The sequence below is a fragment of the Blautia sp. MSJ-9 genome (assembly GCF_018919065.1).
Lineage (GTDB): Bacteria > Bacillota > Clostridia > Lachnospirales > Lachnospiraceae > Blautia_A.
The window spans coordinates 76,960-103,044 of sequence record NZ_JAHLQG010000047.1; the positions used below are offsets into that span (position 1 = coordinate 76,960).

Annotated in this window: 29 protein-coding genes; 26 read left to right on the forward strand and 3 right to left on the reverse strand. The window is 41.4% G+C overall.

Features of this window, described 5'->3' with window-relative positions; translation table 11 throughout:
• The first annotated feature begins 10 nt into the window (after positions 1–10).
• The 4 genes from prmA to thiI all read left to right on the forward strand — a co-directional run bounded on the left by prmA (position 11) and on the right by thiI (position 4,289).
• Positions 11–964, forward strand: coding sequence for a 50S ribosomal protein L11 methyltransferase (prmA, locus tag KQI87_RS13690; RefSeq protein ID WP_216460620.1), 954 nt, complete (start codon positions 11–13; stop codon positions 962–964).
• 4 nt (positions 965–968) lie between these two features.
• Positions 969–1,715, forward strand: a complete 747-nt coding sequence (locus KQI87_RS13695; protein ID WP_216460621.1) for a 16S rRNA (uracil(1498)-N(3))-methyltransferase — start codon at positions 969–971, stop codon at positions 1,713–1,715.
• Positions 1,716–1,925: 210 nt separating this feature from the next.
• Positions 1,926–3,080 (forward strand): cysteine desulfurase family protein, encoded by a 1,155-nt coding sequence (locus KQI87_RS13700; protein WP_216460622.1) that lies wholly within the window; start codon positions 1,926–1,928, stop codon positions 3,078–3,080.
• A 27-nt stretch (positions 3,081–3,107) separates the two neighbouring features.
• Positions 3,108–4,289: a tRNA uracil 4-sulfurtransferase ThiI gene (gene thiI / locus KQI87_RS13705; protein ID WP_216460623.1), complete on the forward strand. Its 1,182-nt coding sequence runs from the start codon at positions 3,108–3,110 to the stop codon at positions 4,287–4,289.
• Positions 4,290–4,422: 133 nt separating this feature from the next.
• On the opposite strand, the gene KQI87_RS13710 is transcribed toward thiI, so the two are convergent.
• Positions 4,423–4,638 carry a hypothetical protein gene (locus KQI87_RS13710; protein WP_330655869.1) on the reverse strand — a complete coding sequence of 72 codons (216 nt, stop codon included), beginning with the start codon at positions 4,636–4,638 and terminating at the stop codon, positions 4,423–4,425.
• 250 nt (positions 4,639–4,888) lie between these two features.
• Here KQI87_RS13710 and KQI87_RS16685 point away from each other — a divergent pair, with 250 nt between their 5' ends.
• Together KQI87_RS16685 and KQI87_RS13720 are read left to right on the forward strand one after the other, a co-directional pair.
• Positions 4,889–5,263: a DUF3990 domain-containing protein gene (locus KQI87_RS16685; protein WP_253292532.1), complete on the forward strand. Its 375-nt coding sequence runs from the start codon at positions 4,889–4,891 to the stop codon at positions 5,261–5,263.
• The gene (locus tag KQI87_RS13720; protein ID WP_216460624.1) at positions 5,260–5,730 is read left to right on the forward strand and encodes a hypothetical protein; all 471 of its coding nucleotides are present in this window, start codon (positions 5,260–5,262) and stop codon (positions 5,728–5,730) included. Before KQI87_RS16685 ends, KQI87_RS13720 begins: the two co-directional genes overlap by 4 nt.
• Before the next feature lie 305 nt (positions 5,731–6,035).
• On the opposite strand, the gene KQI87_RS13725 is transcribed toward KQI87_RS13720, so the two are convergent.
• Positions 6,036–6,272, reverse strand: a complete 237-nt coding sequence (locus tag KQI87_RS13725; RefSeq protein ID WP_008707401.1) for an HPr family phosphocarrier protein — start codon at positions 6,270–6,272, stop codon at positions 6,036–6,038.
• Between the two features lie 325 nt (positions 6,273–6,597).
• Between KQI87_RS13725 and mtaB the strand changes: the two genes are divergently transcribed.
• The 9 genes from mtaB (at position 6,598) to KQI87_RS13770 (ending at position 13,799) form a co-directional block, all read left to right on the forward strand.
• On the forward strand, positions 6,598–7,929 hold the full coding sequence (gene mtaB, locus KQI87_RS13730) for a tRNA (N(6)-L-threonylcarbamoyladenosine(37)-C(2))-methylthiotransferase MtaB (protein WP_216460625.1): 1,332 nt from the start codon (positions 6,598–6,600) through the stop codon (positions 7,927–7,929).
• A gap of 363 nt (positions 7,930–8,292) precedes the next feature.
• Positions 8,293–8,565 (forward strand): IreB family regulatory phosphoprotein, encoded by a 273-nt coding sequence (locus KQI87_RS13735; RefSeq protein ID WP_020994102.1) that lies wholly within the window; start codon positions 8,293–8,295, stop codon positions 8,563–8,565.
• A gap of 1 nt (position 8,566) precedes the next feature.
• Positions 8,567–8,989, forward strand: a complete 423-nt coding sequence (gene ruvX / locus KQI87_RS13740; protein WP_216460626.1) for a Holliday junction resolvase RuvX — start codon at positions 8,567–8,569, stop codon at positions 8,987–8,989.
• Between the two features lie 12 nt (positions 8,990–9,001).
• A complete protein-coding gene (locus tag KQI87_RS13745) occupies positions 9,002–9,259 on the forward strand; it encodes a DUF1292 domain-containing protein (RefSeq protein WP_216460627.1) in 258 nt (85 codons plus the stop codon).
• Between the two features lie 151 nt (positions 9,260–9,410).
• Entirely contained in the window at positions 9,411–11,159 is a 1,749-nt protein-coding gene (locus KQI87_RS13750; RefSeq protein ID WP_253292536.1) for a ribonuclease J, read from the forward strand.
• Position 11,160: 1 nt separating this feature from the next.
• The gene (locus KQI87_RS13755) at positions 11,161–11,505 is read left to right on the forward strand and encodes a YlbF family regulator (RefSeq protein ID WP_216460628.1); all 345 of its coding nucleotides are present in this window, start codon (positions 11,161–11,163) and stop codon (positions 11,503–11,505) included.
• A 19-nt stretch (positions 11,506–11,524) separates the two neighbouring features.
• Positions 11,525–11,929: an endolytic transglycosylase MltG gene (locus KQI87_RS13760; protein ID WP_216460629.1), complete on the forward strand. Its 405-nt coding sequence runs from the start codon at positions 11,525–11,527 to the stop codon at positions 11,927–11,929.
• Complete coding sequence (locus KQI87_RS13765; protein ID WP_216460630.1) at positions 11,926–12,570, forward strand: O-methyltransferase; 645 nt, start codon at positions 11,926–11,928, stop codon at positions 12,568–12,570. Before KQI87_RS13760 ends, KQI87_RS13765 begins: the two co-directional genes overlap by 4 nt.
• Positions 12,571–12,575: 5 nt before the next feature.
• Complete coding sequence (locus KQI87_RS13770; RefSeq protein ID WP_216460631.1) at positions 12,576–13,799, forward strand: peptidase U32 family protein; 1,224 nt, start codon at positions 12,576–12,578, stop codon at positions 13,797–13,799.
• A 37-nt stretch (positions 13,800–13,836) separates the two neighbouring features.
• On the opposite strand, the gene sigK is transcribed toward KQI87_RS13770, so the two are convergent.
• Positions 13,837–14,466, reverse strand: a complete 630-nt coding sequence (gene sigK, locus KQI87_RS13775; protein WP_216460632.1) for an RNA polymerase sporulation sigma factor SigK — start codon at positions 14,464–14,466, stop codon at positions 13,837–13,839.
• Positions 14,467–14,743: 277 nt separating this feature from the next.
• On the opposite strand from sigK, the gene KQI87_RS13780 reads away from it, so the two are divergent.
• The 11 genes from KQI87_RS13780 to KQI87_RS17370 all read left to right on the forward strand — a co-directional run.
• On the forward strand, positions 14,744–15,400 hold the full coding sequence (locus KQI87_RS13780; RefSeq protein ID WP_216460633.1) for an HD domain-containing protein: 657 nt from the start codon (positions 14,744–14,746) through the stop codon (positions 15,398–15,400).
• A gap of 325 nt (positions 15,401–15,725) precedes the next feature.
• Complete coding sequence (locus tag KQI87_RS13785; RefSeq protein ID WP_216460634.1) at positions 15,726–16,706, forward strand: tRNA dihydrouridine synthase; 981 nt, start codon at positions 15,726–15,728, stop codon at positions 16,704–16,706.
• Entirely contained in the window at positions 16,672–17,853 is a 1,182-nt protein-coding gene (locus tag KQI87_RS13790; RefSeq protein ID WP_253292533.1) for a HAMP domain-containing protein, read from the forward strand. The genes KQI87_RS13785 and KQI87_RS13790 overlap by 35 nt, the downstream gene beginning before the upstream one ends.
• A gap of 85 nt (positions 17,854–17,938) precedes the next feature.
• Complete coding sequence (locus KQI87_RS13795) at positions 17,939–18,883, forward strand: AraC family transcriptional regulator (protein ID WP_216460635.1); 945 nt, start codon at positions 17,939–17,941, stop codon at positions 18,881–18,883.
• 14 nt (positions 18,884–18,897) lie between these two features.
• Complete coding sequence (locus KQI87_RS13800) at positions 18,898–20,085, forward strand: ABC transporter substrate-binding protein (protein WP_253292534.1); 1,188 nt, start codon at positions 18,898–18,900, stop codon at positions 20,083–20,085.
• Between the two features lie 109 nt (positions 20,086–20,194).
• Positions 20,195–21,421, forward strand: coding sequence for an ABC transporter substrate-binding protein (locus KQI87_RS13805; RefSeq protein ID WP_216460636.1), 1,227 nt, complete (start codon positions 20,195–20,197; stop codon positions 21,419–21,421).
• A 141-nt stretch (positions 21,422–21,562) separates the two neighbouring features.
• Positions 21,563–22,474: a carbohydrate ABC transporter permease gene (locus KQI87_RS13810; protein ID WP_216460637.1), complete on the forward strand. Its 912-nt coding sequence runs from the start codon at positions 21,563–21,565 to the stop codon at positions 22,472–22,474.
• Positions 22,474–23,310: a carbohydrate ABC transporter permease gene (locus KQI87_RS13815; protein ID WP_216460638.1), complete on the forward strand. Its 837-nt coding sequence runs from the start codon at positions 22,474–22,476 to the stop codon at positions 23,308–23,310. The genes KQI87_RS13810 and KQI87_RS13815 overlap by 1 nt, the downstream gene beginning before the upstream one ends.
• Before the next feature lie 53 nt (positions 23,311–23,363).
• A complete protein-coding gene (locus tag KQI87_RS13820; RefSeq protein ID WP_216460639.1) occupies positions 23,364–25,307 on the forward strand; it encodes a glycoside hydrolase family 127 protein in 1,944 nt (647 codons plus the stop codon).
• A gap of 258 nt (positions 25,308–25,565) precedes the next feature.
• The gene (locus KQI87_RS13825) at positions 25,566–25,823 is read left to right on the forward strand and encodes a hypothetical protein (protein WP_216460640.1); all 258 of its coding nucleotides are present in this window, start codon (positions 25,566–25,568) and stop codon (positions 25,821–25,823) included.
• 110 nt (positions 25,824–25,933) lie between these two features.
• Positions 25,934–26,085 (forward strand): transposase (locus KQI87_RS17370; RefSeq protein ID WP_216458472.1); only part of this gene is annotated, 152 nt, incomplete at its 3' end.

The window sequence follows — 26,085 nt, forward strand, 5'->3', positions numbered from 1 at the left end:
AGACAAATATATGAAGTGGAACCGTTTTACAGTAAAAACGAAAACAGAAGCAGAAGATATCGTCATCAGCACACTCGCAGAAGTCGGCATTGAAGGTGTAGAAATCCAGGACAAACAGCCTCTGACAGAGGAAGACAAAGCTCAGATGTTTGTAGACATTATGCCGGAAGGTCCTGCAGATGATGGCCTTGCGTATCTGAACTTCTATCTGGAAGAAGATGCAGACAAAGAAGCAATCCTGAAAGATGTTCGTGAAGCATTAGATGATCTGAAGAATTTTATGGACATTGGAGAAGCTACCATCGAAGAATCCCAGACAGAGGATAAGGACTGGATCAACAACTGGAAACAGTATTTCCATCAGTTCTATGTAGACGATATTCTTATCGTACCGTCATGGGAAGAAGTAAAAGCAGAAGATAAGGACAAAATGATTCTCCACATTGATCCGGGTACAGCTTTCGGAACAGGTATGCATGAGACGACTCAGCTTGTAATCCGTCAGTTAAAGAAATATGTAACACCGGATACAGAGATGCTTGATGTAGGAACTGGCAGCGGTATTCTTGGCATTGTTGCCCTGAAACTTGGCGCAAAACATGTTCTGGGAACAGACCTTGACCCATGCGCAATTCCGGCGGTTGCAGAGAACAAAGAAGCAAACCAGATCGCAGATGAAAGCTTTGATATGGTGATCGGAAACATCATTGATGACAAAGCAATCCAGGATCAGGCAGGATATGAGAAATACGATATCGTAACAGCTAATATCCTTGCTGATGTTCTGATCCCGCTGACTCCTGTAATTGTAAATCAGATGAAGAAAGGCGCTTACTACATCACTTCCGGTATTCTTGACGTGAAAGAAGAAGTTGTGGTAGAGGCAGTAAAAGCGGCAGGCCTGACAGTCGTAGAAGTGACACATCAGGGCGAGTGGGTTTCCGTAACAGCAAGAAAGGACTGATCCTATGCAGCGTTTTTTTGTGGAACCTTATCAGATTGAGGAAGAGGAACATCGTATCCATATCAATGGGACAGATGTAAATCACATTAAGAATGTTCTTCGTATGAAATGCGGTGAAGATGTCTGGATCAGTGATGGTGGAAATAAAGAGTATCATTGCCAGATTGAAGAACTGGGGGAGGATGAAGTACTGCTTCATATCCTTTATGCCCAGGAGCCGGAATATGAACTGCCGAATAAAATCTATCTCTTTCAGGGATTGCCGAAGGCAGACAAGATGGAACTGATCATCCAGAAAGCAGTAGAGTTGGGAGCTTTTTCCATAATTCCAGTAGAGACAAAGAGATGTGTGGTAAAACTGGATGCGAAGAAAGCCGCGAAAAAAGTAGCCCGCTGGCAGCAGATTGCAGAGAGTGCAGCAAAGCAGTCCAAGCGAATGTTGATTCCGGAGATTCATGAAGTAATGACCTATAAACAGGCACTGGAATTTGCAAAACAGTTGGATGTAAAGCTGATTCCGTATGAGCTTGCAAAAGGAATGAAAGAAACCAGAGAAATCCTCGGCGAAATCAAACCAGGACAGTCTATCGGCATCTTTATCGGACCAGAAGGCGGATTCGAGGAAGAGGAGGTAGCAAAAGCACTGGAAGCAGGTGCACATGCAATTACACTTGGAAGACGAATCCTCAGAACTGAGACAGCAGGATTGGCGATTTTGTCAGTGCTGATGTTCCAACTGGAGAATGAATAAATGAGATATTCAGGATGTTAAAAAATACTTATTTCCATCGTCAAAAACAAACTTTAGTGTATTTTATACTTGTGAAGTGTTGAACTGGTATGAAATGTATTAAAGATGAAGTTTCAATTATTAGGTTTAATATGATTTATATTTAAGACTATAGGGAATAAAGTAATTTAGAGACATCATGATAATATATAGAAACAAGAGAGAATAAAAATGGAAGCATATTTTGATAATTCAGCCACAACCCGCTGCTTCGAAGAAGTAAAGGACATCGTGGTAAAAACAATGATGGAAGATTTCGGAAACCCATCTGCCATGCACCAAAAAGGTGTAGATGCAGAAAGGTATGTCAAAGAATCTGCCACAACACTGGCCCAGATACTGAAAGTAACAGACAAAGAAATCCTGTTCACTTCCGGCGGAACAGAGTCCAATAACCTAGCTCTGATCGGTGGTGCACTTGCCAATAAACGAAGCGGCAATCACATCATCACAACTGCAGTAGAACATGCCGCAGTCAGCCAGCCGGTAGCCTTTCTTCAGGAACAGGAATTTGAAGTAACTATTCTTCCTGTAGATGAGCAGGGCGTTGTAAAGCTTGATGCACTGGAGAAGGCATTAAGACCGGATACTATTCTCGTATCTACAATGATGGTAAATAATGAGACTGGTGCAGTTATGCCTGTAGAGAAAATCGGTGCCATGATCCAGGAGAAGTGCCCGAAAGCACTGTATCATGTAGATGCAATTCAGGCATTTGGCAAATACCGCATTTATCCGAAGAAATGGAACATCCATCTCCTTTCCGTCAGCTCACATAAGATCCACGGACCGAAGGGAGTAGGATTCCTGTACATCAACAGCAAAGCAAAAGTGCAGCCGCTGATTCTTGGCGGCGGCCAGCAGAACGGCATGCGTTCCGGAACAGACAACGTACCGGGAATCGCAGGACTTGGCGTTGCTGCAAAGATGATGTACCAGAACTTTGACGAGAAAGTAGAACATCTCTACCAGCTGAAAGAACGCATGGCAGAGGGACTTTCAAAGATTGATGACGTAGTGATCAACGGAATGCCTGTAAGAGAGGGCGCACCGCATATCTTAAGCGTCAGCTTTCTGGGAATCAGAAGCGAGGTATTGCTTCATACCTTAGAGGACAGAAACATTTACGTATCAGCAGGAAGCGCATGCTCCAGCCATAAGAGAAAACCAAGCGCAACACTTTCCGCAATGGGAATGAGCAATGCACAGATCGAGAACACTGTACGTATCAGCTTCTCAGAGGAGAATACATTCGAAGAAGTTGACTACTGCCTGGAAGTTCTGAACGAAGTACTGCCGATGCTGAAACGCTATGCACGCAGATAATGATTAAAATGAGAGAAGGAGAAACAAATGATATTCCACGCATTTTTAATAAAATACGCTGAAATCGCTATCAAGGGAAAGAACAGATACATCTTTGAAGATGCCCTTGTAAAGCAGATGAACATTGCCCTTTCCAAAGTAGAGGGAGAATTTGAAGTAAAGAAAGAACAGGGAAGAATCTATGTATTCTGCCCGGAGCAGTATGACTATGATGAAACTGTAGAAGCCTTGCAGCATGTATTCGGTATTGTTGGAATCTGCCCTGTAGTGATCTACGAAGATCAGGGATTCGAGCAGATGGCAAAGGACGTAGTTTCCTACATGAAGAACTGCCATCCGAACTACGACGGAAGTTTCAAAGTATATACAAGAAGAGCAAAGAAATCTTATCCGATCACATCCATGGAAGTTAGTGCAGAACTTGGCGGTCGTATCCTGGATGAGTTTCCGGATGCAAGCGTAGATGTACATGAACCGGACCTGACTCTTTCAGTAGAAATCCGTGACAAGATCTATGTATATTCCCAGACCATCAAAGGCGCAGGCGGAATGCCAATCGGTACAAATGGAAAAGCCATGCTTCTCCTTTCCGGCGGAATCGACAGCCCGGTAGCTGGTTACATGATCGCAAAACGTGGTGTTAAGATTGATGCCGTATACTTCCATGCTCCGCCATACACAAGCGAAAGAGCAAAACAGAAAGTTGTAGACCTGGCAAAACAGGTAGCAAAATACAGTGGACCGATCCGTCTCCATGTGGTAAACTTCACAGATATCCAGCTTTACATCTATGACCAGTGTCCACATGACGAGCTGACTATCATCATGCGCCGTTACATGATGCGTATTGCAGAACATTTTGCAAAAGAAAGCAAATGCCTTGGCCTGATCACAGGAGAAAGCATCGGCCAGGTTGCCAGCCAGACCTTACAGAGCCTTGCAGCCACCAACGAAGTCTGCACCCTTCCTGTATACCGCCCGGTTATCGGCTTCGATAAACAGGAAATCGTTGAAAGATCCTGGGAGATCGGAACCTACGAGACATCCATCCAGCCATTCGAAGACTGCTGTACCATCTTCGTAGCCAAACACCCGGTTACCAAACCAAACCTGAATGTAATCCACCGTTCTGAAACTAAACTGGAAGAAAAGATTGACGAACTGATGAAGACAGCACTGGAGACTGTTGAGATTATTGAAGTTGAATAATCCACACAATCACAAGTCACCAGTATTTATGCGTGGTACAAACAAATTTGCTTAGTGCTTGGCGACAAAATGGCAACATTTTGTGATTATTCAAAAGATAAAAATTTTATTTCTTAACGTACATAAAGAAGCCTTACTGATTTTCAGAAGTAAAAAACTGAATATCGGTAAGGTTTTTCTTTTCTTTCTTTTTCTTATCAAATAAAGCCTGTACAAGGTAATCACTCAATTTCTGAGAAGGCACTTTGGCATGTCTCTGGTAGATATTTAGTTCCGGGTACTTATATCTCCATTCATCATATTCTTTTTTGCTGATTTCACCGTTTTCCAGTTTGTCAGCCTGCTCCATTCATGCACGAAGCATTTGATTTACAAAGGCGCTGGGAACAGATACGGAACGGTCAAGATAGAGATAAGGTTGTCCGCTTACTGCTGTCAGAAAGAGATACAACCATAACATTATTATGTGAAAGAGTAAATGCCTACTATGCGAGAGTAAATTCTATCGGCTAATGGGTGGCGGAATTAAAAAATTCATTTCAGGAGTTTGCTGAACAAGCCGGAGTGGATTGAAATTTTGGTATTAGAATGATAAAATATTGTTAAATTTTAGCAAACAAGCATCTCAGCTTGAACAAAAAATCACCCTTGTCGAAGAACTTCGGACAAAACTTATAGCAGATGTAGTTACAGGTCAGGTAGATGTCAGGGATGTCAAGATTCCTACATATGAAACGGACATAATTGATTTTGTGGCAGACTGCAGACGAGGAATTGAACATAGTTATGACATTGTGGAAGAACCTATGGCAGACAATCAAATCTGGAACTTTGTGGAAGGATTCATTGATGGAAGAATCCCAAGAGATGCATTCTGGGGGTTGGTAAGATTTAATTATCCTACCCATCAGATTGTGTTCTGTACAGAAGCAGCACTGAAAACATTGACTTTTGAAGGGAGTGAGACATTATGAAGAATAAATACTTTCCAGACGAAGATATAGAATCGAATGATCTTTATTTCGTATGTTATATGATAGAGCGTGTTGCAAGACACATTAAACAGAAAAATAAGTATGTTGTAAATACAATTGGACGAGATGGTTTATATCATCTGCTTAGCTGTGCAAATGTATTACATTGCGAAAATCCATTAAAGGTAGAAGAAGACTGGATAAGTGATTATGATTTAAAAACTGGAGATTATGATATTACAGCAGTTGACAAAGAGATGGCTTCAATTATTCCTTCACCTTTGGATATGGGAGCTGTATATCAGCGTCTGATAAGAGATACATTAACTTCAAAAGAAGATTTTGTAGAAGGGATAATCAGGGTATATAACAATGAAATCTGTGATGTAATTGACAATTATAACTGTAGTGCATTCTATGAGCCATCATATGTGATTGCAAGAGCATATCAAAACGGTGGATTCTAACTGAAAAAGGAGGCGCATTAGTTAATGGCGACAAATATGAAAGAGAATGATTTTGAAACTATGATTGTAGATGTGGTAAGCCTAAGCTTCAGGAAGGCTTCGAAAAGATGAGCATATTGATACAGTCAGAAGAAGTAAAAAAATTTATTGTTTATTACAGGAAAAAGAAGTTTGGTTTAACGCGATGCGGTGAAAATAAAGGTTGTCAAATATTTTCACGACAGTTATAATGGATTGGCGGCAGAAAAAACCGGTGGCACAAAAAAAGAGGAACTGTTTACCAGTTCCTCAATGACTGCGAAAAATTATTCTGTAACGTATTTGCCTACGATTGCCATAACGGTATCAAGAGCAGCGCCATCAGCGTGGATGTTTAAGTCGATCGGTTTGGATAAATCAAGGCTGAAAATACCCATGATAGATTTTGCGTCGATTACATATCTTCCGGATACTAAATCGAAATCGCAGTCGAATTTGCTGATTTCATTAACGAATGCTTTCACTTTATCGATAGAGTTCAGTGAAATTTTAACTGTTTTCATTATGAGAACCTCCCTTAATAATAGTTATTTGCTGACCTAATAGCCTGTCAGCTTACAGTTTTCATCTTAACGGCAGCAGTCATAAAAGTCAAGGTGAAAACGGATAAAATTTCCAGAAAGATTTAGTGAAAATGTAGAACAGTGCTAAAATATCAGACTGTTTTGTAGAAAATGAACAATAACTAAAGCAAAAACAAAATCTATTCTGTAAGCATATAAGTTTCCAAAATGTCAGCATGTATACAAAGTCCAGACTACAGAAAATGAGTATGCAAGTATAGAATATAAAAACAGAAAAAACAGAAAAACTAATTAGGAGGAAAGAATGGGAAAAAAAGTTGCACTTCACAACTTAGGCTGTAAAGTAAACGCCTATGAAGTAGAAGCCATGCAGCAGCTCCTGGAAGAGGCAGGCTACGAGATCGTACCTTTTGAGCCAGGCGCTGATGTATATTTAATTAATACCTGTACAGTGACCAACATTGCAGATCGTAAATCAAGACAGATGCTGCACAAGGCAAAGAAAATGAACCCGGATGCTATCGTAATTGCAGCAGGCTGTTATGTGCAGACTGACGAGGGCAAGCTGGACAAGGACGAGGCAGTAGACCTGATCCTTGGAAATAACCAGAAGGGAAATATTGTTCAGGTACTTGAGGAATATGAGCAACAGCACACCAAACAGAAACATGTGCTTAAGATCAATCAGACAAAAGAATATGAAGAACTGGCGATCGACCATACTGCAGAGCATGTACGTGCATATATTAAAGTTCAGGACGGCTGCAATCAGTTCTGTACCTATTGTATCATTCCTTACGCAAGAGGCCGTGTCAGAAGCCGTAAGATCGCACATGTAATGGATGAGGTCCGTGCACTTGCGGCTAAGGGATACAAAGAAGTAGTTCTGACAGGAATCCACTTGAGCTCTTATGGAGTAGATTTCCCGGCAGAAGAGAAAGAAACACTGCTGTCTCTGATCCAGGCAGTTCATGAAGTTGAGGGAATTGAAAGAATCCGTCTTGGCTCCCTGGAACCGGGAATCATCACCGAGGAATTTGCAAAGAGCATCGCTGCATTGCCGAAAATGTGCCCGCATTTCCATCTGTCTCTGCAGAGCGGATGCGACATCACTTTGGAGAGAATGAACCGCAGGTACAGAAGCGTAGAATACGCAGAGAAATGTGAACTTCTGAGAAAATATCTGGGAAATCCTGCACTTACCACAGATGTGATCGTTGGTTTCCCGATGGAAACAGAGGAAGATTTCCAGGCTTCTTATAATTTTGTAGAGGGCATTCACTTCTACGAAACCCACATTTTCAAATATTCCCGCCGTCACGGCACAAAAGCAGCAGCTATGTCCGGACAGCTTACAGAAGCACAGAAAGCTGTCAGAAGCGACAAGATGCTTGCTTTAAATGAACAGCATGCAAAAGAATATGAGAAATCCATGCTCGGCAGTGAACTGAAAGTACTTCTGGAGGAAGTAGTAGAAATTAACGGAGAACAGTGGTATATCGGTCACAGCATGGAATATATTAAAACAGCAGTAAAGAAACAGGACAATTACGGTGTGAATGACATCGTTACTGTAAAAGCGGAAGAATTCCTGGAAGAGCATACATTGACAGGTGAGGTTCTGGGAGTAGAATAAATTTTTTAGAAAATTATACTGTTGGTTCTCGAATAATAATGAATGTTTGTGTTACTGTTTACTGGTGATATCCAGCGAAGTGTGTTGCTGGGCACAGAGTGAACAGTAATATGTTTGTAAGTAGTGGAAGAGTCAGCAGTAAATTTGGGTTGCACAATACGTGGAATTATATTAAAATATAGAAGAATATATGTGTATTGTATACGAAATAACTATTCAGTAATGACAATTTCGCACTGAACAGTTATCATACGAAACTTGCAATACATAGCAAAGTGAAAAATTATTGAAAATAGCATCATAACAGCAGATGCAACAATTAAAAGACTTTGCAACAATAAATCAGGTAAGGACGTGAATAAAATGGCAGAGAACAATCTGGGTAATACCCAATATTTCAGAACAAAACCAGACCAGGAACTTCAGGTAAAAGAAGTGCTGGATCTCGTTTACACAGCAATGGATGAGAAAGGCTACAATCCGGTCAATCAGATCGTCGGATATATTATGTCCGGTGACCCGACATACATCACCAGTCATAAAGGCGCAAGAAGCATGATCATGAAAGTAGAGCGCGACGAACTGGTAGAGGAACTTTTAAACGAGTATATTAAGAACAAATCCTGGGAACGCTGATATGAGAATCCTGGGATTAGATTATGGCTCAAAAACAGTCGGTGTAGCCATCAGCGATCCGCTTGGGCTTACCGCACAGGGTATAGAGACAATCTGGCGTAAACAGGAGAACCACCTGCGCCAGACACTTGCCCGTATCGAAGAACTTGTTTCGGAATATCACGTGGAGAAGATCGTGCTTGGATATCCGAAGAACATGAATAATACGATTGGGGAACGTGCCCAGAAATCACTGGAATTCAAAGAGATGCTGGAGAGACGCACAGGTCTTGAAGTGATTATGTGGGACGAGCGTCTGACTACAGTAGAAGCCAATCGTACTTTAATGGAAGCCAGTGTGCGCAGAGAGAACCGTAAGCAGTATCTGGATCAGCTGGCTGCTGTTTTTATTTTACAGGGATATCTGGATTCCCTGTCCTGTTAGGAGAATAAACAAATGGAAAAAATCAAATTTCAGCTCGAGGACGGAACAGTAGCGGAGTTTTATGTAGAAGAGCAGACCAGGATCGGAGGAACGGCTTATCTTCTGGTATCTGACTCTATGGACGATGAGGCGACGGCCTATATTTTTAAAGATGTGTCAGAGGATGACAGTCAGGAAGCCTGCTATGAGATGGTCGAGGACGAGGACGAACTGCAGGCAGTTTTTAAAGTATTTGAACAGATGTTAGATGACGTAGACCTTGAAATGTAGCGTGGAGGTGTAATGCTTGAGTAACGAAAATAACAACCAATTTAATAATGAAGTGCGTGAGAATCATGAGGGACAGTCCGGATATAAGAGACCGTATAAAAAGAATTATAAATTCAAACCACAGCACAGAAACTCTCATGGAAGAAAACCGATGCAGGACCGTAAAGCACCGGCAGACAAAGAAAAGAGCGGAAAGCCAGTACCGTTTAAGGCTTCTGTAAAGAATGCTTCCCGCAGACCTAAGAAACCAACATCCAAATTAAAGATCATTCCACTTGGCGGTCTGGAGCAGATCGGAATGAATATCACAGCATTTGAGTACGAGGACAGCATCGTAGTAGTAGATTGCGGACTGGCTTTCCCGGAAGATGACATGCTGGGAATCGATCTTGTAATCCCGGATGTTACCTATTTAAAAGAGAATATTTCCAAAGTAAAAGGTTTTGTGATCACGCATGGACATGAGGATCATATCGGTGCACTGCCGTATGTACTCAAGGACGTAAATGTACCGGTTTATTCCACAAAGCTTACCATTGCTCTGATCGCAAACAAGCTGAAAGAACACAATATGACCCGTACTACCAAGTTAAAAGAAGTAAAACACGGACAGGTCATCAATCTTGGAGATTTCTCCATTGAATTTATCAAGACAAACCACAGTATCCAGGATGCATCTGCACTTGCAATCTACTCACCGGCAGGTATCGTCGTTCACACCGGTGACTTCAAAGTAGATTACACACCTGTATTTGGAGATGCGATCGACCTGCAGCGTTTTGCTGAGATCGGTAAGAAAGGTGTACTGGCACTGATGTGTGACAGTACCAACGCTGAACGAAGCGGCTTCACTATGTCCGAGCGTTCTGTCGGTCATGTATTTGATAATCTTTTTAATGAATATAAGACAAACAGAATCATTATCGCGACTTTTGCGTCTAACGTAGACCGTGTACAGCAGATCATCAATACTGCATACCGTTTCGGACGTAAGGTTGCAGTAGAAGGCCGCAGTATGGTAAATGTTATCACAACTGCAGCAGAACTTGGATACCTCCGTATCCCGGATCAGACACTGATCGAGATCGACCAGGTGAAGAACTATCCGGATGAGCAGGTAGTTCTGATCACAACCGGAAGCCAGGGTGAATCCATGGCAGCGCTTTCCCGTATGGCGGCAAATATCCATAAGAAGATTGTGATCAAGCCGAATGATACTATTATCTTCAGTTCCAATCCGATCCCTGGAAATGAGAAAGCCGTATCCAAGGTTATCAACGAACTTTCCATGAAAGGTGCCAAAGTTATCTTCCAGGATGTTCACGTTTCCGGACATGCCTGCCAGGAAGAGATCAAGCTGATCTATTCTCTGGTAAAACCGAAATATGCGATCCCGGTTCATGGCGAGTACAGACACCTGACAGCTCAGAAGAATGTAGTCGAGGAACTTGGAATTCCGAAAGAGAACATCTTTGTTCTTGCATCCGGTAATATCCTGGAACTTGACAGCCAGAGTGCACAGGTAACAGGAACTGTACACACAGGAGCCATTCTTGTGGATGGACTTGGCGTTGGTGATGTAGGAAACATTGTTCTCCGTGACCGCCAGCATCTTGCTGAGGACGGAATCATGATCGTTGTGGTAACTTTAGAGCGCCACAGCAATGTGATCCTTGCAGGACCGGACATCGTATCCCGCGGTTTCGTATATGTAAGAGAATCCGAGGATCTGATGGATCATGCGAGAGAAGTAGTAGAGAATGCACTGGATTCCTGTCTGGAACGCAATATCACAGACTGGGGCAAGATCAAAACAGTAGTAAAAGATGCGCTTAGCGAATTCTTATGGAAACGCACAAAGAGAAGTCCGATGATCCTGCCTATTATCATGGAGGCATAAAATGGAACCAAACACAATAGAGGAAAGTATTAACGGACTTTTAGAGGCAATCAAAGAGAGTCCGGAATATCTGGAATTTCGTAAGCAGAGTGAACTTCTGGAAAAGGATCCGGAACTGAAAGCAAGAGTAGATGCATTCAGAGCGGATAACTACAGAGTCCAGAATGAATGCGATTCCGACAATCTGTTTGAAGTTGTAGAGCAGATGGGAAAAGAATCTGCAGAACTGCGCAGACATCCACTGGTAAATGCTTATCTGGATGCAGAACTTGCGCTTTGCAAGATGATGCAGAGGATCTGCGTGAAAGTAGCAGAAGGTATTGACATGGATGTGCCGATTGCGTAACTATGAAAGGAAATAAATTATGAGTGATACCAAAGAACGTGCAGGTGCGGCAGGCGTTGTTGTAGCTGGAGTATTTTTTAAGATCGCACTTTATGTTTGTGTGGTAGTGTTACTTTTCTGGGTGGGAAGGGCTTCATTCCAGTTTGGACATGATGTCTTTAACCAGCAGGCCATGAGCCCGGGAGAGGGACAGGAGGTCACAGTAGTAATTAAAGAGGATGCTTCCCTGTACAAGATTGCCAAGACTCTTCAGAAGAAAGGACTTGTCAAGAGCGCTCCGGTGTTCTATGTGCAGGAGAGACTGTCCGCTTATCATGGTAAACTTCAGCCGGGAACTTATCTCTTAAGTACTGCATATACACCGAACCGTATTATGGGAATCCTGGCAGGAGATGACGAACAGGAAGGGGTAAGTGATTCGTGATAGTTGATGAACGAATGCGTACCTATATCAATTCACTGGATATGGGAAATACACCGTTTCTGGAGGAACTGGAACAGTATGCCATCAGAGAACGGGTTCCTATTATCCGAAGAGAAATGCAGAGTTTTATAAAGATGTTTCTGGCTTTGAACCAGCCGAAACGTATTCTGGAGGTGGGGACAGCCATTGGCTTCTCCACACTTCTTATGTGTGAATATGGCCCGCAGGATCTGGAAATCGTTACCATTGAGAATTATGAGAAAAGAATTCCCATTGCAAAAGAGAATTTCCGCAAAGCCGGCCGTGAGTCACAGATCACTCTGCTGGAAGGAGACGCAGGACAGATATTAAAAGAACTGGAAGGTCCTTTTGATATGATCTTCATGGATGCCGCAAAAGGACAGTATATCAACTGGCTTCCTGATGTGATGCGTCTGATGCAAAAGGGCGGCGTTCTTATTTCCGACAATGTGCTTCAGGAGGGAGATATCATAGAATCTCATTATCTGGTGGAGCGCAGAAACAGAACCATATATAAACGGATGCGAGAGTATCTGTATGAACTGAAACATAATCCATCCCTGATAACTTCGATCATTCCGTTGGGAGACGGGGTTACAGTCAGTGTGAAACAGGAGTGAACAATATGAGAAAAATAGAATTGCTGGTTCCGGCAAGCAGCCTTGAAGTATTAAAGATTGCTGTTATTTTCGGAGCAGATGCAGTATATATCGGAGGAGAAGCTTTCGGACTGAGAGCCAAAGCAAAGAATTTCTCTCATGATGATATGAAAGAGGGAATCGCTTTTGCTCATGAGCACGGGGTAAAAGTTTATGTAACGGTAAACATCCTGGCTCACAATTATGATCTGCCGGGTGTCAGAGAATATCTCACAGAACTGAAAGAACTGAAGCCGGATGCTTTGATCATCGCTGATCCGGGAATCTTTATGTATGCGAAAGAAATCTGTCCGGAGATCGAGCGCCATATCAGTACACAGGCGAACAATACCAATTATGAAACTTATCGTTTCTGGTACAATCTGGGAGCAAAACGTGTAGTAACAGCCAGAGAACTTTCTCTTGCTGAGATCAGAGAGATCAGAGAGCATATCCCGGATGATATGGAAATTGAGACATTTATTCATGGAGCTATGTGCATTTCCTATTCCGGAAGATGTCTGCTCAGCAATTATCTGGCAGGACGAGACGCAAATCAAGGAGCCTGTACTCATCCGTGCCGTTGGAAATATTCCATCGTGGAAGAGAAACGTCCGGGAGAATATATGCCGGTATTTGAGAATGAGAGAGGCACTTATATTTTTAATTCAAAAGATCTCTGCATGATCGAGCATATGGACGATATCATAAACAGCGGAATCGACAGCCTGAAGATTGAAGGTCGTATGAAAACCGCACTCTACGTAGCAACTGTTGCCAGAACTTATCGCAAGGCAATCGACGACTATATGGAGAGTCCTGAGAAATATCAGGCAAACATGCCATGGTATCAGGAACAGATTTCCAACTGTACTTACAGACAGTTTACAACCGGATTTTTCTATGGAAAACCGGATGAGAATACACAGATCTACGACAATAACACTTATCAGAAAGAATATACTTATCTGGGCTTTGCAGAGGCAGTAGATGAACGCGGCTATGCACAGATCACTCAGAGAAATAAATTCTCTGTAGGTGAAACCATCGAGATCATGAAACCAGACGGACAGAACGTATCTGTTGTTGTAAAGGGAATCTATGATGAAGAGGGCAATCCAATGGAGAGTGCACCTCACGCACAGCAGAAACTGTTCATTGATCTGGGAACAGAAATCCAGGTTTATGATTTATTGAGAAGAGCAGAATAAAAATAAACGCAGCCAACAAAGTTAACGTTGGCTGCGTTTACTGTATCTGGGGAAAAAGTCCGCGAAGCTTTTGCAGAGCTGTTTTCTCAATTCTGGAGACATAAGAACGGCTGATACACAGCTTCCGGGCAATCTCACGCTGAGTTTCCTCTTCCATGCCAAACAGCCCATAGCGGTAACAGATCACCTGATATTCCTTATCAGACAGGATTTTTTTCAGAGATTTCAGAAGATAAGAAGTATTTTCCCTTATATAACAATCCTCCACAATATCTACCGGCGTACTCTCGATCACATCCAACAGATTAATCTCATTTCCCTCTTTGTCCGTTCCAATCGGTTCATACAGCGACACTTCCCTCGAATGTTTCTTTTTAGACCTGAAGTACATCAGCAGTTCATTTTCTATACACCTTGCAGAATACGTAGATAATCTTGAAGATTTCTGCGGATTAAAAGTAGTAACCGCCTTGATCAGTCCAATAGTACCAATTGAGATCAGATCGTCTGTATCTTCACCGGTTCCCTGGTATTTCTTCACTACATGGGCGACCAGCCGGAGATTATGCTCGATCAGGATATTCTTTGCCTGAGAATCACCCTCCTGATACTTTTGAAGATAATATTTTTCCTGGGATAGGGACAAAGGTTTCAAAAAAGCCTTCAAATGCTTACCTCGAAGGGGATTTCTATATAGTTTATGTCGAGGACAGGATGTTTGTGCTTTTCCTGCTTTTACCTTTTACAGTTATTTTACCGACTCTATACAATAGTATGATAGCAGTTTTTATTTTTTGCTGTTATGATAAAAAAGAATTGTGTTCAGGCATTAATAATCTGGAACAGATGATTAATGAAATTTAGAATATAACATCAGATTAAGTAAAAAGAATAAAGGATGCAATAAGGAAAATTCCGAGACATCAGAAGAGGAGACATAATATATGAAATACAAAGAAATAGCAAATAATAAAGAGATTAACGCATATCTTCAGAAAGGAAATGAAAACCTGGGCCAGCTTGGTTTTACAGATCATTCGAAAGCGCATTGTGTACAGGTAGCACATCAGGCAGGAAAAATCCTGAAACGGATGGGATATTCAGAACATGAAATTGAACTTGCAAAGATTGCAGGATATATGCATGATATTGGAAATGCGATCAACAGAACCCATCATGCAGAATATGGTGCGCTTCTTGCAAATGATCTGCTGAAAGAAACCGATATGTCTCTGGAAGACAGAATAACAGTGATTGCAGCAATTGGTAATCATGATGAATCAACTGGAAGTCCTGAGGATGTCATTTCAGCAGCACTTATCATAGCGGATAAAACAGATGTAAGAAGAAGCCGTGTACGCCAGAAGGAAAAATCAGCATATGATATTCATGACCGTGTAAATTATGCAGTTACAGATTCCAAACTGAAAATTGCGGAAGATAAGTCAGTTATTGCATTGAATCTTCAGATTGATGAAAATATCTGTTCTCTGTATGACTATTTCGAAATCTTCCTTGAACGTATGATGCTTTGCAGAAAATCAGCGGAAATACTTGGAACAACTTTTAAGCTGACAGTAAATGGACGCAAAGTCTTGTAGATTTGTAGAGTATAGTTTGTCTGAAATTCATTTAAACAGTTAGATAACCGTAAAAGACAGTGAATGAAAAGAACAGGGGAAAATGGTCAGAGGTACTTGAAAAAAGTATCTCTTTTTGTGCATGAAGATTTTAACTGATGTTTTAAATGTGCATTGAGAAATCAGAATGACTACAGTATAATAAATGAAGAATTTAACCGAAACTACAAAACAACAGTTATTCGGTCATGAGCAGGCTGCGAAAGGGATGATTTTATCTGTTTGACTTGAAGCGGACAGAGAAAATGATTTTATCCGCCTGACTATAATACAACAGGAGAAACACATGAAAATATATTTAGCCCCACTTGAGGGAATCACAGGATACACATACAGACGTGCACTCTATCAGTGTTTCGGCGGATTTGACAAGTACTTCATTCCATTTATCCTGCCAAACCAGAAAGGCCATCTCAGCACCAGAGAGAAGAAAGACATCATGCCTGAGAACAATGAAGGCATGTATGCAGTCCCGCAGATTCTGACAAAGAATGCAGAGGATTTTATCCAGACAGCAGAAACTTTACAGGAATATGGCTATAACGAAGTAAACCTGAATCTTGGCTGTCCGTCAAAGACTGTTGTGACGAAAGGCAGAGGCGCAGGATTTCTGGACAGGCCGGATGAACTGGATAAATTTCTGGATGAGATTTTCAGTAAATGTGATATGAAGATTTCGATCAAGACCCGCCTTGGAATGGATGAACCGGAAGAATTTGAAGACCTTCTGGCGATTTATAATAAATATCCTCTGGAAGAACTGATTGTCCATGCAAGAGTACAGAAAGACTATTACAAAAATACACCGCGTCTGGAAACATTCGGAGAAGCAGTGGAACATTCAAAGAGTCCGGTGTGTTATAATGGCGATATCGTTACTGTACAGGATTGTATCAGACTGCAGGAAATGTTTCCGTCACTGGACTGCATCATGATCGGCAGAGGAACTTTGAAAAATCCTGCACTTGCAAGAGAAATCCGTGGCGGAGCACCTGCATCGAAAGAAGAAATCCGCAGATTTCACAATATTATGTATCAGGAATACTGCGAAGATCTTTCGGGTGACAGAAATATTCTGTTCCGCATGAAAGAATTATGGTCTTATCTGGCACCAATGTTTACGAACAATAAAAAATATGCAAAGAAAATCAAGAAGGCTGAGAAATGTGCAGTATATGAGAATGCAGTCAGAGAACTGTTCAGTTGTGAGCAGTTGGTCGGAGAAGTCAAAGATGAGGATATGGAAAAGAATACTGAAACATTATAATAGTTGGAAACTCGGGCATAAATTGCTCTGTGCGTTTGCGTTCGCTTCCATTATTCCACTTCTGCTGATGCAGGTTTATGTATTTCAGGTAAACAGAAAGCAGATGACAGAAAAGATTGACGAACTGATGGTCAGCAATCTGACACAGATTGCAGAGCGTGTAAATCTGAATATGGAAGTATATACGAATCTTCTCTATCAGATTTACAAGGATGATCAGGTGACAGAGTGTGTCAGCGAGTTAAGTGATATACAGGAGAGCCATAAGGCAGTTGCATATAATCAGATCATAAAGCGCCTGAAGCAGTACCGCAACAGTGATGCGGGGATCCGATGCCTGAGCATTGTCTGCCCGGATGGAACGGCTGTAATTTATGATTTCGAGACAGATTCGTCTTTAAATACCATCTGGCATAATTATTCGGATATGCGGCAGATTCCACCTTATCGTGAATCACTGGATGCTCCCGGCATGGTTCTGACAGATACCATGAATTTTCAGGGAGAAGAAAATGCAGGACATTTTTTTCATATTTCCAAAAGAATGTTTGATTTTAATAATCTCGAAAAAGGAAGTATTGCAACTGTGATCATGTCGGTAGATCAGAAAATTTTAAGCTCTATCTGCGGAAATGGAAGTAAAGAAGATCCGAGTGTGAATTTTATCCTGAATAAAGAACAGCGTGTGGTGTCCTATCCGGATGAAGATTTTACCGGTAATGCGATCAATCCCCAGCTAAATATTCAGGAATTTGTTAATGTATCCGGATATCTCCGTAACAAAAATGTGGCACTGAATCAATACGAGGATGCAGATACCGGTTGGATTTTCTACAATGCTTATGACAGAGATTATATGCTCAAAGACCTGACCAGAACGCAGGGAACACAGCTTGGGATTACAGTATTGCTGCTTGTTTTTGCTCTTGCTCTGATTTTTTACACAGTAAGAAACCTGGATACATCTGTGAAATCTGTTGTCAGTGGAATGCAGGAAGTAAAGAAAGGAAATCTGGATGTTGTGGTACCGGTTCAGTCTTTTGATGAGATCGGTACAATTGCAGATAATTTCAATGAGATGACCGTGAAGGTAAGAGAACTGATCCAGGAAGTGCCGGAAGCTTCTGAAAACAGGTGCTTTTGCTGAGAAAACGCCAGTATTTGTTCTTGCGGGATATGTGGGAAATACCAGCACAAAATATTCCAGAAGTATACAGCAGCAGTTCGAAAAAATGAAAGAGAGTTATCCGGAATTAAATGTTTATCCGGTTACACTGGAAAACACGCAGGAAATCTTTTTGCTTGTACAGGGTGAGATTTCGGAAGAAGAACTGGAACGGAAATTGACAAGACGGCTTTATCAGAATCTGACAGAAGAGGAACAGCCTGTCTGGATATTTGCGATTTCTGATGAGCTGGAAGAAATTCAGGAAAATGTTCAGAAAATGAGAAAAGATTATCTGTACGGAATCCGTATGGGATATCGGGAAATTCTTACAGAAGAAAAGATAAGAAAAGTTCCTGTGGAGGATTTCCAATATCCGGTACATCTGGAAAACCGGATACAGACAGCGTTGTGCAGCGAGTCATCAGAAAAGCTGAAAAAAGAGTGCGAAAATTTCCTGAAATATACCAAAGAGATGAAATGCAGTCCCAAATATATCAGGAAGACCTATAAAAAGATGCTGGCATTTCTGGAAAATGTATGCCACGAGGTGAATCAGCAGGCATATAAACTGTTACAGAACCAGGATCTGGAACACCTTGCCTCTGAAAAAATTACAGAAGGAGAGCTGGAAGCGTGTTTTCAAAAAGCAGTGGACACTATCCTGGAATCCAAGGATAAAAAAGAAGATATCCGTAATTATGCAATCCGAAGAGCCATTAATTTTATCCGGGAGCATTACAGTGAGAATATTTCCCTTGATATGCTGGCAGAGCGTCTGGAGATTACGCCGGAATATCTGAGTACTTTGTTTAACAAGGAAGTAGGGATCAATTTCTCCACTTTTCTGAAGCGTTTCCGGATTAGTCAGGCAAAACGTCTTCTAAAAGGAACCGATGAGAAGATTTATTCGATTGCATTGCAGGTTGGCTACAATGATCCAAAGTATTTTAACAGAGTATTTAAAGAAGAAATGGGAATTTCACCGGGAGACTACAGACAGAATAACTGAGAGGCATAAGAAATATGTGGAAGAAACTTGGCTTGGCTGTTTTTTTATCTGCAATGATCGGGCTTGGCGGATGTCAGAAAGCAGACTATGAAAAACAGGAAGAGGAAAATAAAAAAGAAGAGTTGGTAATATGGTCCTACTATGAAACGCAGGCACAGCGGGACGGGCTGAATAAACTGATCCGGGATTTTAACCAGTCCCAGAATCAATATCATGTATCATGGGAATATGTTCCTATGACTGGCTTTGTGAAAGGTCTGTCTTCGGCATATACAGAAAATAAACTTCCAGATATGGCGATTCTGGACAATCCTGACACCCCATCCATGATAAGGCTTGGACTATTTGAAGACATTACAGAAGAAGTGCAGGACTGGAATTTGGAGAAAGAGTATTATGCTTCCATTATTGATACTGTAAAATACGAGGACAGATATTATGGAGTACCGTTTAACTGCAATAATACAGCTCTGATCTACAACAAAACAATGTTGAAAGAGGCAGGATGTGAGCCGCCTTCTACCTGGGCGGAACTCAGGGAAACAGCAAAGAAACTTACAACCGGAGAGCATGATGGATTTCTTATGTGTGGAATAGAAGGAGAACAGGGGGCTTTTCAGATCCTTTCCTGGATCCTGGCTGCAAGTGGAGATCCTTCAGATCAGCAGGAGAATACACAGGAAAGTCCATGGACGCAAACCTATGGATTCTTTTCGGAATTGCTGGAAGATGGCAGTCTGTCAGAAAACTGCATTAATCTTACCCAGACAGATGTTTCCAGGGAATTTGTTCAGGGAAAAGCAGCGATAATACAGAATGGTCCATGGGCATTTCCGATGCTGGATGAGTCCGGGATTGATTATGGAGTTGCACCGATTCCTGGCAAAGATGCTGAAACGACGGAGAATGCGGCTGTTCTGGGAGGAGAGAATATCGCGATCATTAAGGGGAAAAATGTAACAGGTTCTCTTGCATTTCTGAATTTCTGTATGGATGGTCAGGAACTTCTGGCTTTCTGTGAAACAGCAAATGTTCTTCCGGCGAAAATCAGTGCAGCGCAGGAAATGGCGAAACAGGATGAAAGAATGGAAGTGTTTGTCAGACAGATGGAAGATGCAGTGACAAGGACATCGATTCCTCAGTGGGAAAGTGTTGCTCAGAAACTGACAGATAAAATGTATCAACTGGTGGAGAAAAAATAAAATAGTCCACTTTTCTTAAATTATTAGAATTAACGAAAAACAAAACCTCTCTTATAATGAGTTCAACAGCAAAGGAGCTGAGGAAAATCATTACAAGGGAGGTTTTTTTATGAAGATGAAAAAAGTTATGGCCGTTGCATTATCTATGGCATGTGCAGCTACCATGCTGTCTGCAACAGCGGTGACCGCATCTGCAGCAGACAAAAAAGAAGTTGTGATCTGGGACTATTTTGAGACAGATGCACAGAAAGAAATGATCCAGTCTTTACTGGATGGATTTAACGCTTCTCAGGATGAATACGAAGCAACACATGTGTATGTTCCGTTTTCTGATTATGAGAAACAGCTGACACTTGGAATCGCTTCCGGTGAGCTTCCGGATCTGGTTATTCTGGATGGATGCAGCATGGCATCTTTTATCCAGCTTGGATTATTCGGAGATATTTCTGATGCGGATATTAACTGGGATGAGTATATTGAAGGTCCGCTGGAATCCACAATGATGGACGGAAAACATTATGGAATTCCATTTGCAACTAACTGTACAGCTCTGTATTATAACAAAGATATGTTTGATGCAGCAGGAATTGATTATCCAGATGAGAATACCACATGGGATGAATTCCATGAAATGGCAAAAGCACTTACAAAAGACGGTGTTTACGGATTTGGAAATGCAGCAACAAATACAGATGAAGGTACTTTCCAGTGTTTACAGTGGATTTACACTGCAGGCGGCTCCTACACAGACATTGAAGATGGAGTAGATGCTTACAAATTAATGCAGGAAATGATCGAAGATGGTTCCTGGACAAAAGAGTGTGTAAACTGGACACAGTCTGACGTAAACAATAACTTTATGGCTGGAAACCTGGCAATGCAGCAGAACGGACCATGGCAGATCCCTGGAATCGAAGCAAACGCACCGGATTTAAATTATGGAGTAACGGTACTTCCAAAGAAAGATGCTGATTCCGGTCAGGCAACTTCCATCCTTGGTGGAGAAAACATGGGTGTTGTAAACAAAGACGACACATCAGGAGCAGAAGCTTTCCTGAAATATTATGATCAGACAGATGTAATGGTAGAAGCCATGAAACAGTATGGTTCCTATCCTCCAAAAACAGAGGCAGCAAAAGATACTTACTGGACAGAAGATCCGATCCAGAAAGCATTCCTGACTCAGATTGAAACATCTATCCCGAGGGGACCAAGCGCATCTTGGCCGTCTTATTCAAGTGCGATCCAGACAGGTTTCCAGGAAGTTATGACTTCTGCCAAGACTCCGGAACAGGCAGCTGCAGATACACAGGCAGCAGTAGACGCAGTGAAATAAAAAATGAAATAATATCTGTTGAACTCTGAATACGCAGATAACTGTTATAGGATAGATGCAGAAAATACAAGTGAAAAGATGCCTCGCCTCATGCGCTGGGGCATCTTTTTCTTAGGACTACCACACAAGGGGGCAGAAAAAATGAAAAAACAAAGAAAGTTAAACGGCGGGGCAAAGATGGGATTTCTGTTCGCCCTTCCCGCAGCAATTTATATGATGGTTTTTATTGGCTATCCAATGATCCAGAACCTGATCCTGAGCTTTAAAAATGTGGATGTTTATTCCTTTGCACAGCCGCAGAATCAGATGTTTGTAGGATTACAGAACTATATCGAATTATTTACAAGCGGAAATTCTATTTTAAGTAAATCTATCATTAATACACTGGTATTTACAGTCGGATCGATTTTCTTTCAGTTTATTATCGGTTTTGCACTGGCACTGTTATTTAATAAGAAGTTCCCGGGATGTTCTTTTTTCAGAGGCGTGACTATGATTTCCTGGCTGCTTCCGGTTACAGTTGCAGGTCTGCTTTTTAAATTTATGTTTGCAAGTTCCGGCGGTATTGTGAACCAGTTTCTTGTTTCGTTACATATCATTGACCAGCCAATGGAATGGCTGTTACATCCGACATCTGCGATGGTTGCGATCGTTGTTGCGAATATCTGGATTGGTATTCCGTTTAACATGATGCTTCTGATCACAGGACTTACTACAATTCCGGCTGAAGTTTATGAAAGCTGCAGCTTGGATGGCGCAAATAAAATTCAGACCTTATTTATGATCACAATTCCAATGATCAAACCGGCGATCATGTCTGTTCTGACATTAGGATTCGTATATACATTCAAAGTATTTGACCTTGTATGGGTTATGACAAAAGGTGGACCGATCAATTCCACAGAGCTGGTTTCCACTTATGCATACAGACTTTCCTTTGAGGAGTTTCAGTTCAGCAAAGGTGCGGCAGCAGCCAATATTCTGTTCCTGATTCTGCTTGTGGTAGGAATCTTTTACATTAAATTAATCAATGAAGAGGAGGAAATCATGTAATGGGTAAAAAACAGAAAAAAGGCCAGGTAGTGTCCTTTATAGTTGGTCTGATCATTTTCATTATTTTTATTTTTCCTCTGTATTGGATGGTTGTAACTGCATTAAAAACTCAGGTGGAAATATTTGAGATTCCGACTCCATTGTGGCCGAGAAATCTGACTCTTGATGCATTTAAGGCACAGCTTTCCGCGTCCGGTGATACACTTCGCGGATTCAAAAACAGTGCGATCATAGCAGTTGGTTCCACCATTATTTCCACACTGTTATCCATCCCGGCAGCTTATGGACTGGCAAGATTCCGTTTCCGTGCAAAGAAAGCGTTTATCCTGTTTTTCCTGATCACACAGATGCTTCCGTCTACACTGGTACTGACTTCTCTGTATATCATGTTCTCAAAAATCGGTCTGTTAAATACATATTGGGCACCGATCCTGGCAGATGCCACCCTGGGAATTCCGTTCAGTATCATTATTTTAAGAACGTATTTCTTATCCATTCCAAAAGAACTGGATGAAGCCGCAAATATTGACGGATGCGGATACTGGAAATCTTTCTTCATGATCATGCTTCCAATCGCAAAACCGGGCGTAGTTGTTGCAGCAGTATTCTCCTTTGTATATGCATGGGGCGACCTGATCTATGGTATTACATTTATCACAAACCCGAACATGAGACCGATCACTTCCAGTATTTATAATTATGTACAGCAGTATCAGACATTGTGGAACTCCACTATGGCATTTGGTATCATTGCAATTTCACCGGTTGTACTGATCTTTATCTTTATGCAGAGATATATTGTCAGTGGATTGACAAACGGAGCTGTAAAAGCGTAAACTAAAAACATACACTGATTTACTATTAAGAACGATAAAAGGAGACGTAGAATATGAGATCAAATTCATTAGATATAAAGAATATTTCTATCCATGATCCATTCTGGTCAAAACATGTTGATCTTGTAAGAAATGCGATCATCCCGTATCAGTGGGAGGCAATGAATGACAGAATTCCAGACGCAGAATCCAGTCATTGTCTGGAGAATTTTAAGATTGCAGCAGGAAGAGCCGAGGGGGAATTTTATGGAGCTGTTTTTCAGGATACAGATGTAGCGAAATGGTTGGAAGCAGTTGGTTTTTCACTGGCATGCTATCCGGATGAAGCACTGGAAAAAACGGCAGATGAGGTCATTGATCTGATCGCAGATGCACAGTGTGAGGATGGATATATTAATACCTATTTCACGATTAAAGAGCCGGAAAAACGCTGGACAGATTTATGCGAAGGACATGAATTATATACAGCAGGTCATCTGATGGAAGCAGCAGTTGCCTATTATGAGGGAACAGGAAAAAGAAAACTTCTGGACTGCCTGTGTAAATTTGCAGATTTAATCTGCGATACTTTTGGAACAGAAGAGGGAAAAATTCACGGATATCCGGGACATGAGGAAGTGGAGATCGGCTTGATCAAACTTGCTCGTGTCACAGGAAATCAGAAGTATCTGGATCAGGCGAAATATTTTATAGATGCCAGAGGTGTGGGCGAGAATTACTTTATGAAAGAAATGAGCCGCCTGGATTATAAACTGATTTTTCCTGAATTTTCAGACTATACACCGGCATATTCCCAGTCAGACAAACCGGTAAGAGAGCAGACAACAGCAGAAGGACATGCAGTACGTGCGGTTTACCTGTACTGTGCAATGGCTGATCTGGCGGAGGCTTATCAGGATGAAGGTCTGCTGAATGCCTGCAAAACATTGTGGAATAATATTGTTCAGAAACGTATGTACATTACCGGCGGTATTGGTTCCTCTGGTTATCTGGAACGTTTTACAGTTGACTATGATCTGCCGAATGACAGCAACTATTCTGAGAGCTGTGCATCTATCGGACTGGCTCTGTTTGGCCTGAGAATGGCACAGATCACAGGAGAAAGTCAGTACATTGATGTGGCTGAGCGTGCATTGTATAATACCGTTCTTGCGGGAATCGCATTGGATGGAAAGAGCTTTTTCTATGTAAATCCTCTGGAAGTATGGCCGCCTGCATGCATGGAAGGAACATCGAAGAAACATGTAAAACCAATCCGTCAAAAATGGTTTGGCGTGGCATGCTGTCCTCCGAATATTGCAAGAACACTTGCATCTCTCGGACAGTATATCTATGCAGAGAACTCGAAGAAAAAAGAGTTATATGTTAATCTCTTTGTATCCAATGAGACAGAACTCGACTGGAATGAAAACAAGATTTCCGTGAAACTTCAGACAGAATTTCCGTGGGTAAATACTTATAGTCTTGAAATAAAGAATGTACCGGAAGGAGGAATGGATTTGTTGCTTCGTGTACCGGATTATGCACAGGATTATCAGGTAACAGCAGACGGAAATATGTATGAAGAAAATAAAGAACTGGAAAAAGGCTACCGCAGAGTTCATGTAGAAAAAGACACAAGAATAGAAGTAAGCTTTGCAGCACCGGCTAAATTTGTTTACGCGAATCCACAGGTACGTGCAGATTCGGGAAAAGCAGCAATTGTTCGTGGACCGCTGGTATACTGTCTGGAAGAAATTGATAATTCACAAAATCTTCCGGCCGTTTTTGTGGACACAGATACAGCTCTGGAAGAAGAGAAATCTGATCTTTTTGGCGGAATCGTGACTGTAAAAGCCAGAGGAAAGAAGATTGTAGAATCCTCTGTTTCTAACAGCCTGTACAGCGGACAGAAACCACAGCTGGAAGACGTAGAACTGACAGCAATCCCGTATCCTTACTGGAATAACAGAGGAGAGGGTGAAATGCTTGTGTGGATGAAAGAACTCAGACCGTAAATAAGATACCCCTTAAACAGACAGGAAAACAATCCTGATCTGATAAGGGGTATTTTTTTGTGTGAAATTTCTTAAGTTTTGCTTGATATTTTCTGTAGCATCAGGAAATATAAAGTGATAGATTGTAACTATTCAGTAGTCCGCTATTCCGCGAGGTGTTTTGGCATGAAAATGCCAAAATCCCGAGACATACGATAGATTTACTAAATAAAGGATGTTAACTATAAAAATATGGCAGCAGGAAGGAGTTCCGAATTCGTGATAGAGAATAAGAAACTGAAGATGTCGGTAAAAAAAGAAGGATATGTATCTGAACTAATCATAAAAGATGATCCATATAAGATGAACTGGGTGATCGAAGATACCTATTTACAGCAGGCAGGTTATCAGGATATGGATAAGCTGTTTGGACTTTTTGATATTACTGCAGATGGGGAAAAAACAGGCAGCGAAGCAGTAAATCCTGTAATAAAAGAAGAACAGAGTAAAATAGAGATCGGTTATGATTTTGAATAACTGCGCGTCGCATTCTCGTTACTTTCAGTGATGAGTTAGACGCGCAAATTTTTTTACTAAACAACAGAACAAATGTTTACATAAACCAATACATATGGTATAATATTTATATGGAAAAAGATATATTTAATATAGATAAAAACAAACTTTCATATGGTAGGGGATATGTCTATTCCTTGCAGTATCATCTTGTCTGGTGTACAAAATACAGAAAAAAGGTTTTAAAAAACGGAATCGATACAGAATGCAAAGAAATGTTACA

What these genes read in the sequence shown, in the direction of transcription:
- prmA (WP_216460620.1), top strand. Translation starts at nt 11, where the DNA reads ATGAAGTGGAACCGTTTTACAGTAAAAACGAAAACAGAAGCAGAAGAT.
- KQI87_RS13695 (WP_216460621.1), top strand. Translation starts at nt 969, where the DNA reads ATGCAGCGTTTTTTTGTGGAACCTTATCAGATTGAGGAAGAGGAACAT.
- KQI87_RS13700 (WP_216460622.1), top strand. Translation starts at nt 1,926, where the DNA reads ATGGAAGCATATTTTGATAATTCAGCCACAACCCGCTGCTTCGAAGAA.
- thiI (WP_216460623.1), top strand. Translation starts at nt 3,108, where the DNA reads ATGATATTCCACGCATTTTTAATAAAATACGCTGAAATCGCTATCAAG.
- KQI87_RS13710 (WP_330655869.1), bottom strand. Translation starts at nt 4,638, where the DNA reads ATGGAGCAGGCTGACAAACTGGAAAACGGTGAAATCAGCAAAAAAGAA.
- KQI87_RS13720 (WP_216460624.1), top strand. Translation starts at nt 5,260, where the DNA reads ATGAAGAATAAATACTTTCCAGACGAAGATATAGAATCGAATGATCTT.
- KQI87_RS13725 (WP_008707401.1), bottom strand. Translation starts at nt 6,272, where the DNA reads ATGAAAACAGTTAAAATTTCACTGAACTCTATCGATAAAGTGAAAGCA.
- mtaB (WP_216460625.1), top strand. Translation starts at nt 6,598, where the DNA reads ATGGGAAAAAAAGTTGCACTTCACAACTTAGGCTGTAAAGTAAACGCC.
- KQI87_RS13735 (WP_020994102.1), top strand. Translation starts at nt 8,293, where the DNA reads ATGGCAGAGAACAATCTGGGTAATACCCAATATTTCAGAACAAAACCA.
- ruvX (WP_216460626.1), top strand. Translation starts at nt 8,567, where the DNA reads ATGAGAATCCTGGGATTAGATTATGGCTCAAAAACAGTCGGTGTAGCC.
- KQI87_RS13745 (WP_216460627.1), top strand. Translation starts at nt 9,002, where the DNA reads ATGGAAAAAATCAAATTTCAGCTCGAGGACGGAACAGTAGCGGAGTTT.
- KQI87_RS13750 (WP_253292536.1), top strand. Translation starts at nt 9,411, where the DNA reads ATGCAGGACCGTAAAGCACCGGCAGACAAAGAAAAGAGCGGAAAGCCA.
- KQI87_RS13755 (WP_216460628.1), top strand. Translation starts at nt 11,161, where the DNA reads ATGGAACCAAACACAATAGAGGAAAGTATTAACGGACTTTTAGAGGCA.
- KQI87_RS13760 (WP_216460629.1), top strand. Translation starts at nt 11,525, where the DNA reads ATGAGTGATACCAAAGAACGTGCAGGTGCGGCAGGCGTTGTTGTAGCT.
- KQI87_RS13770 (WP_216460631.1), top strand. Translation starts at nt 12,576, where the DNA reads ATGAGAAAAATAGAATTGCTGGTTCCGGCAAGCAGCCTTGAAGTATTA.
- KQI87_RS13780 (WP_216460633.1), top strand. Translation starts at nt 14,744, where the DNA reads ATGAAATACAAAGAAATAGCAAATAATAAAGAGATTAACGCATATCTT.
- KQI87_RS13785 (WP_216460634.1), top strand. Translation starts at nt 15,726, where the DNA reads ATGAAAATATATTTAGCCCCACTTGAGGGAATCACAGGATACACATAC.
- KQI87_RS13790 (WP_253292533.1), top strand. Translation starts at nt 16,672, where the DNA reads ATGAGGATATGGAAAAGAATACTGAAACATTATAATAGTTGGAAACTC.
- KQI87_RS13795 (WP_216460635.1), top strand. Translation starts at nt 17,939, where the DNA reads ATGAAAGAGAGTTATCCGGAATTAAATGTTTATCCGGTTACACTGGAA.
- KQI87_RS13800 (WP_253292534.1), top strand. Translation starts at nt 18,898, where the DNA reads ATGTGGAAGAAACTTGGCTTGGCTGTTTTTTTATCTGCAATGATCGGG.
- KQI87_RS13805 (WP_216460636.1), top strand. Translation starts at nt 20,195, where the DNA reads ATGAAGATGAAAAAAGTTATGGCCGTTGCATTATCTATGGCATGTGCA.
- KQI87_RS13810 (WP_216460637.1), top strand. Translation starts at nt 21,563, where the DNA reads ATGAAAAAACAAAGAAAGTTAAACGGCGGGGCAAAGATGGGATTTCTG.
- KQI87_RS13815 (WP_216460638.1), top strand. Translation starts at nt 22,474, where the DNA reads ATGGGTAAAAAACAGAAAAAAGGCCAGGTAGTGTCCTTTATAGTTGGT.
- KQI87_RS13820 (WP_216460639.1), top strand. Translation starts at nt 23,364, where the DNA reads ATGAGATCAAATTCATTAGATATAAAGAATATTTCTATCCATGATCCA.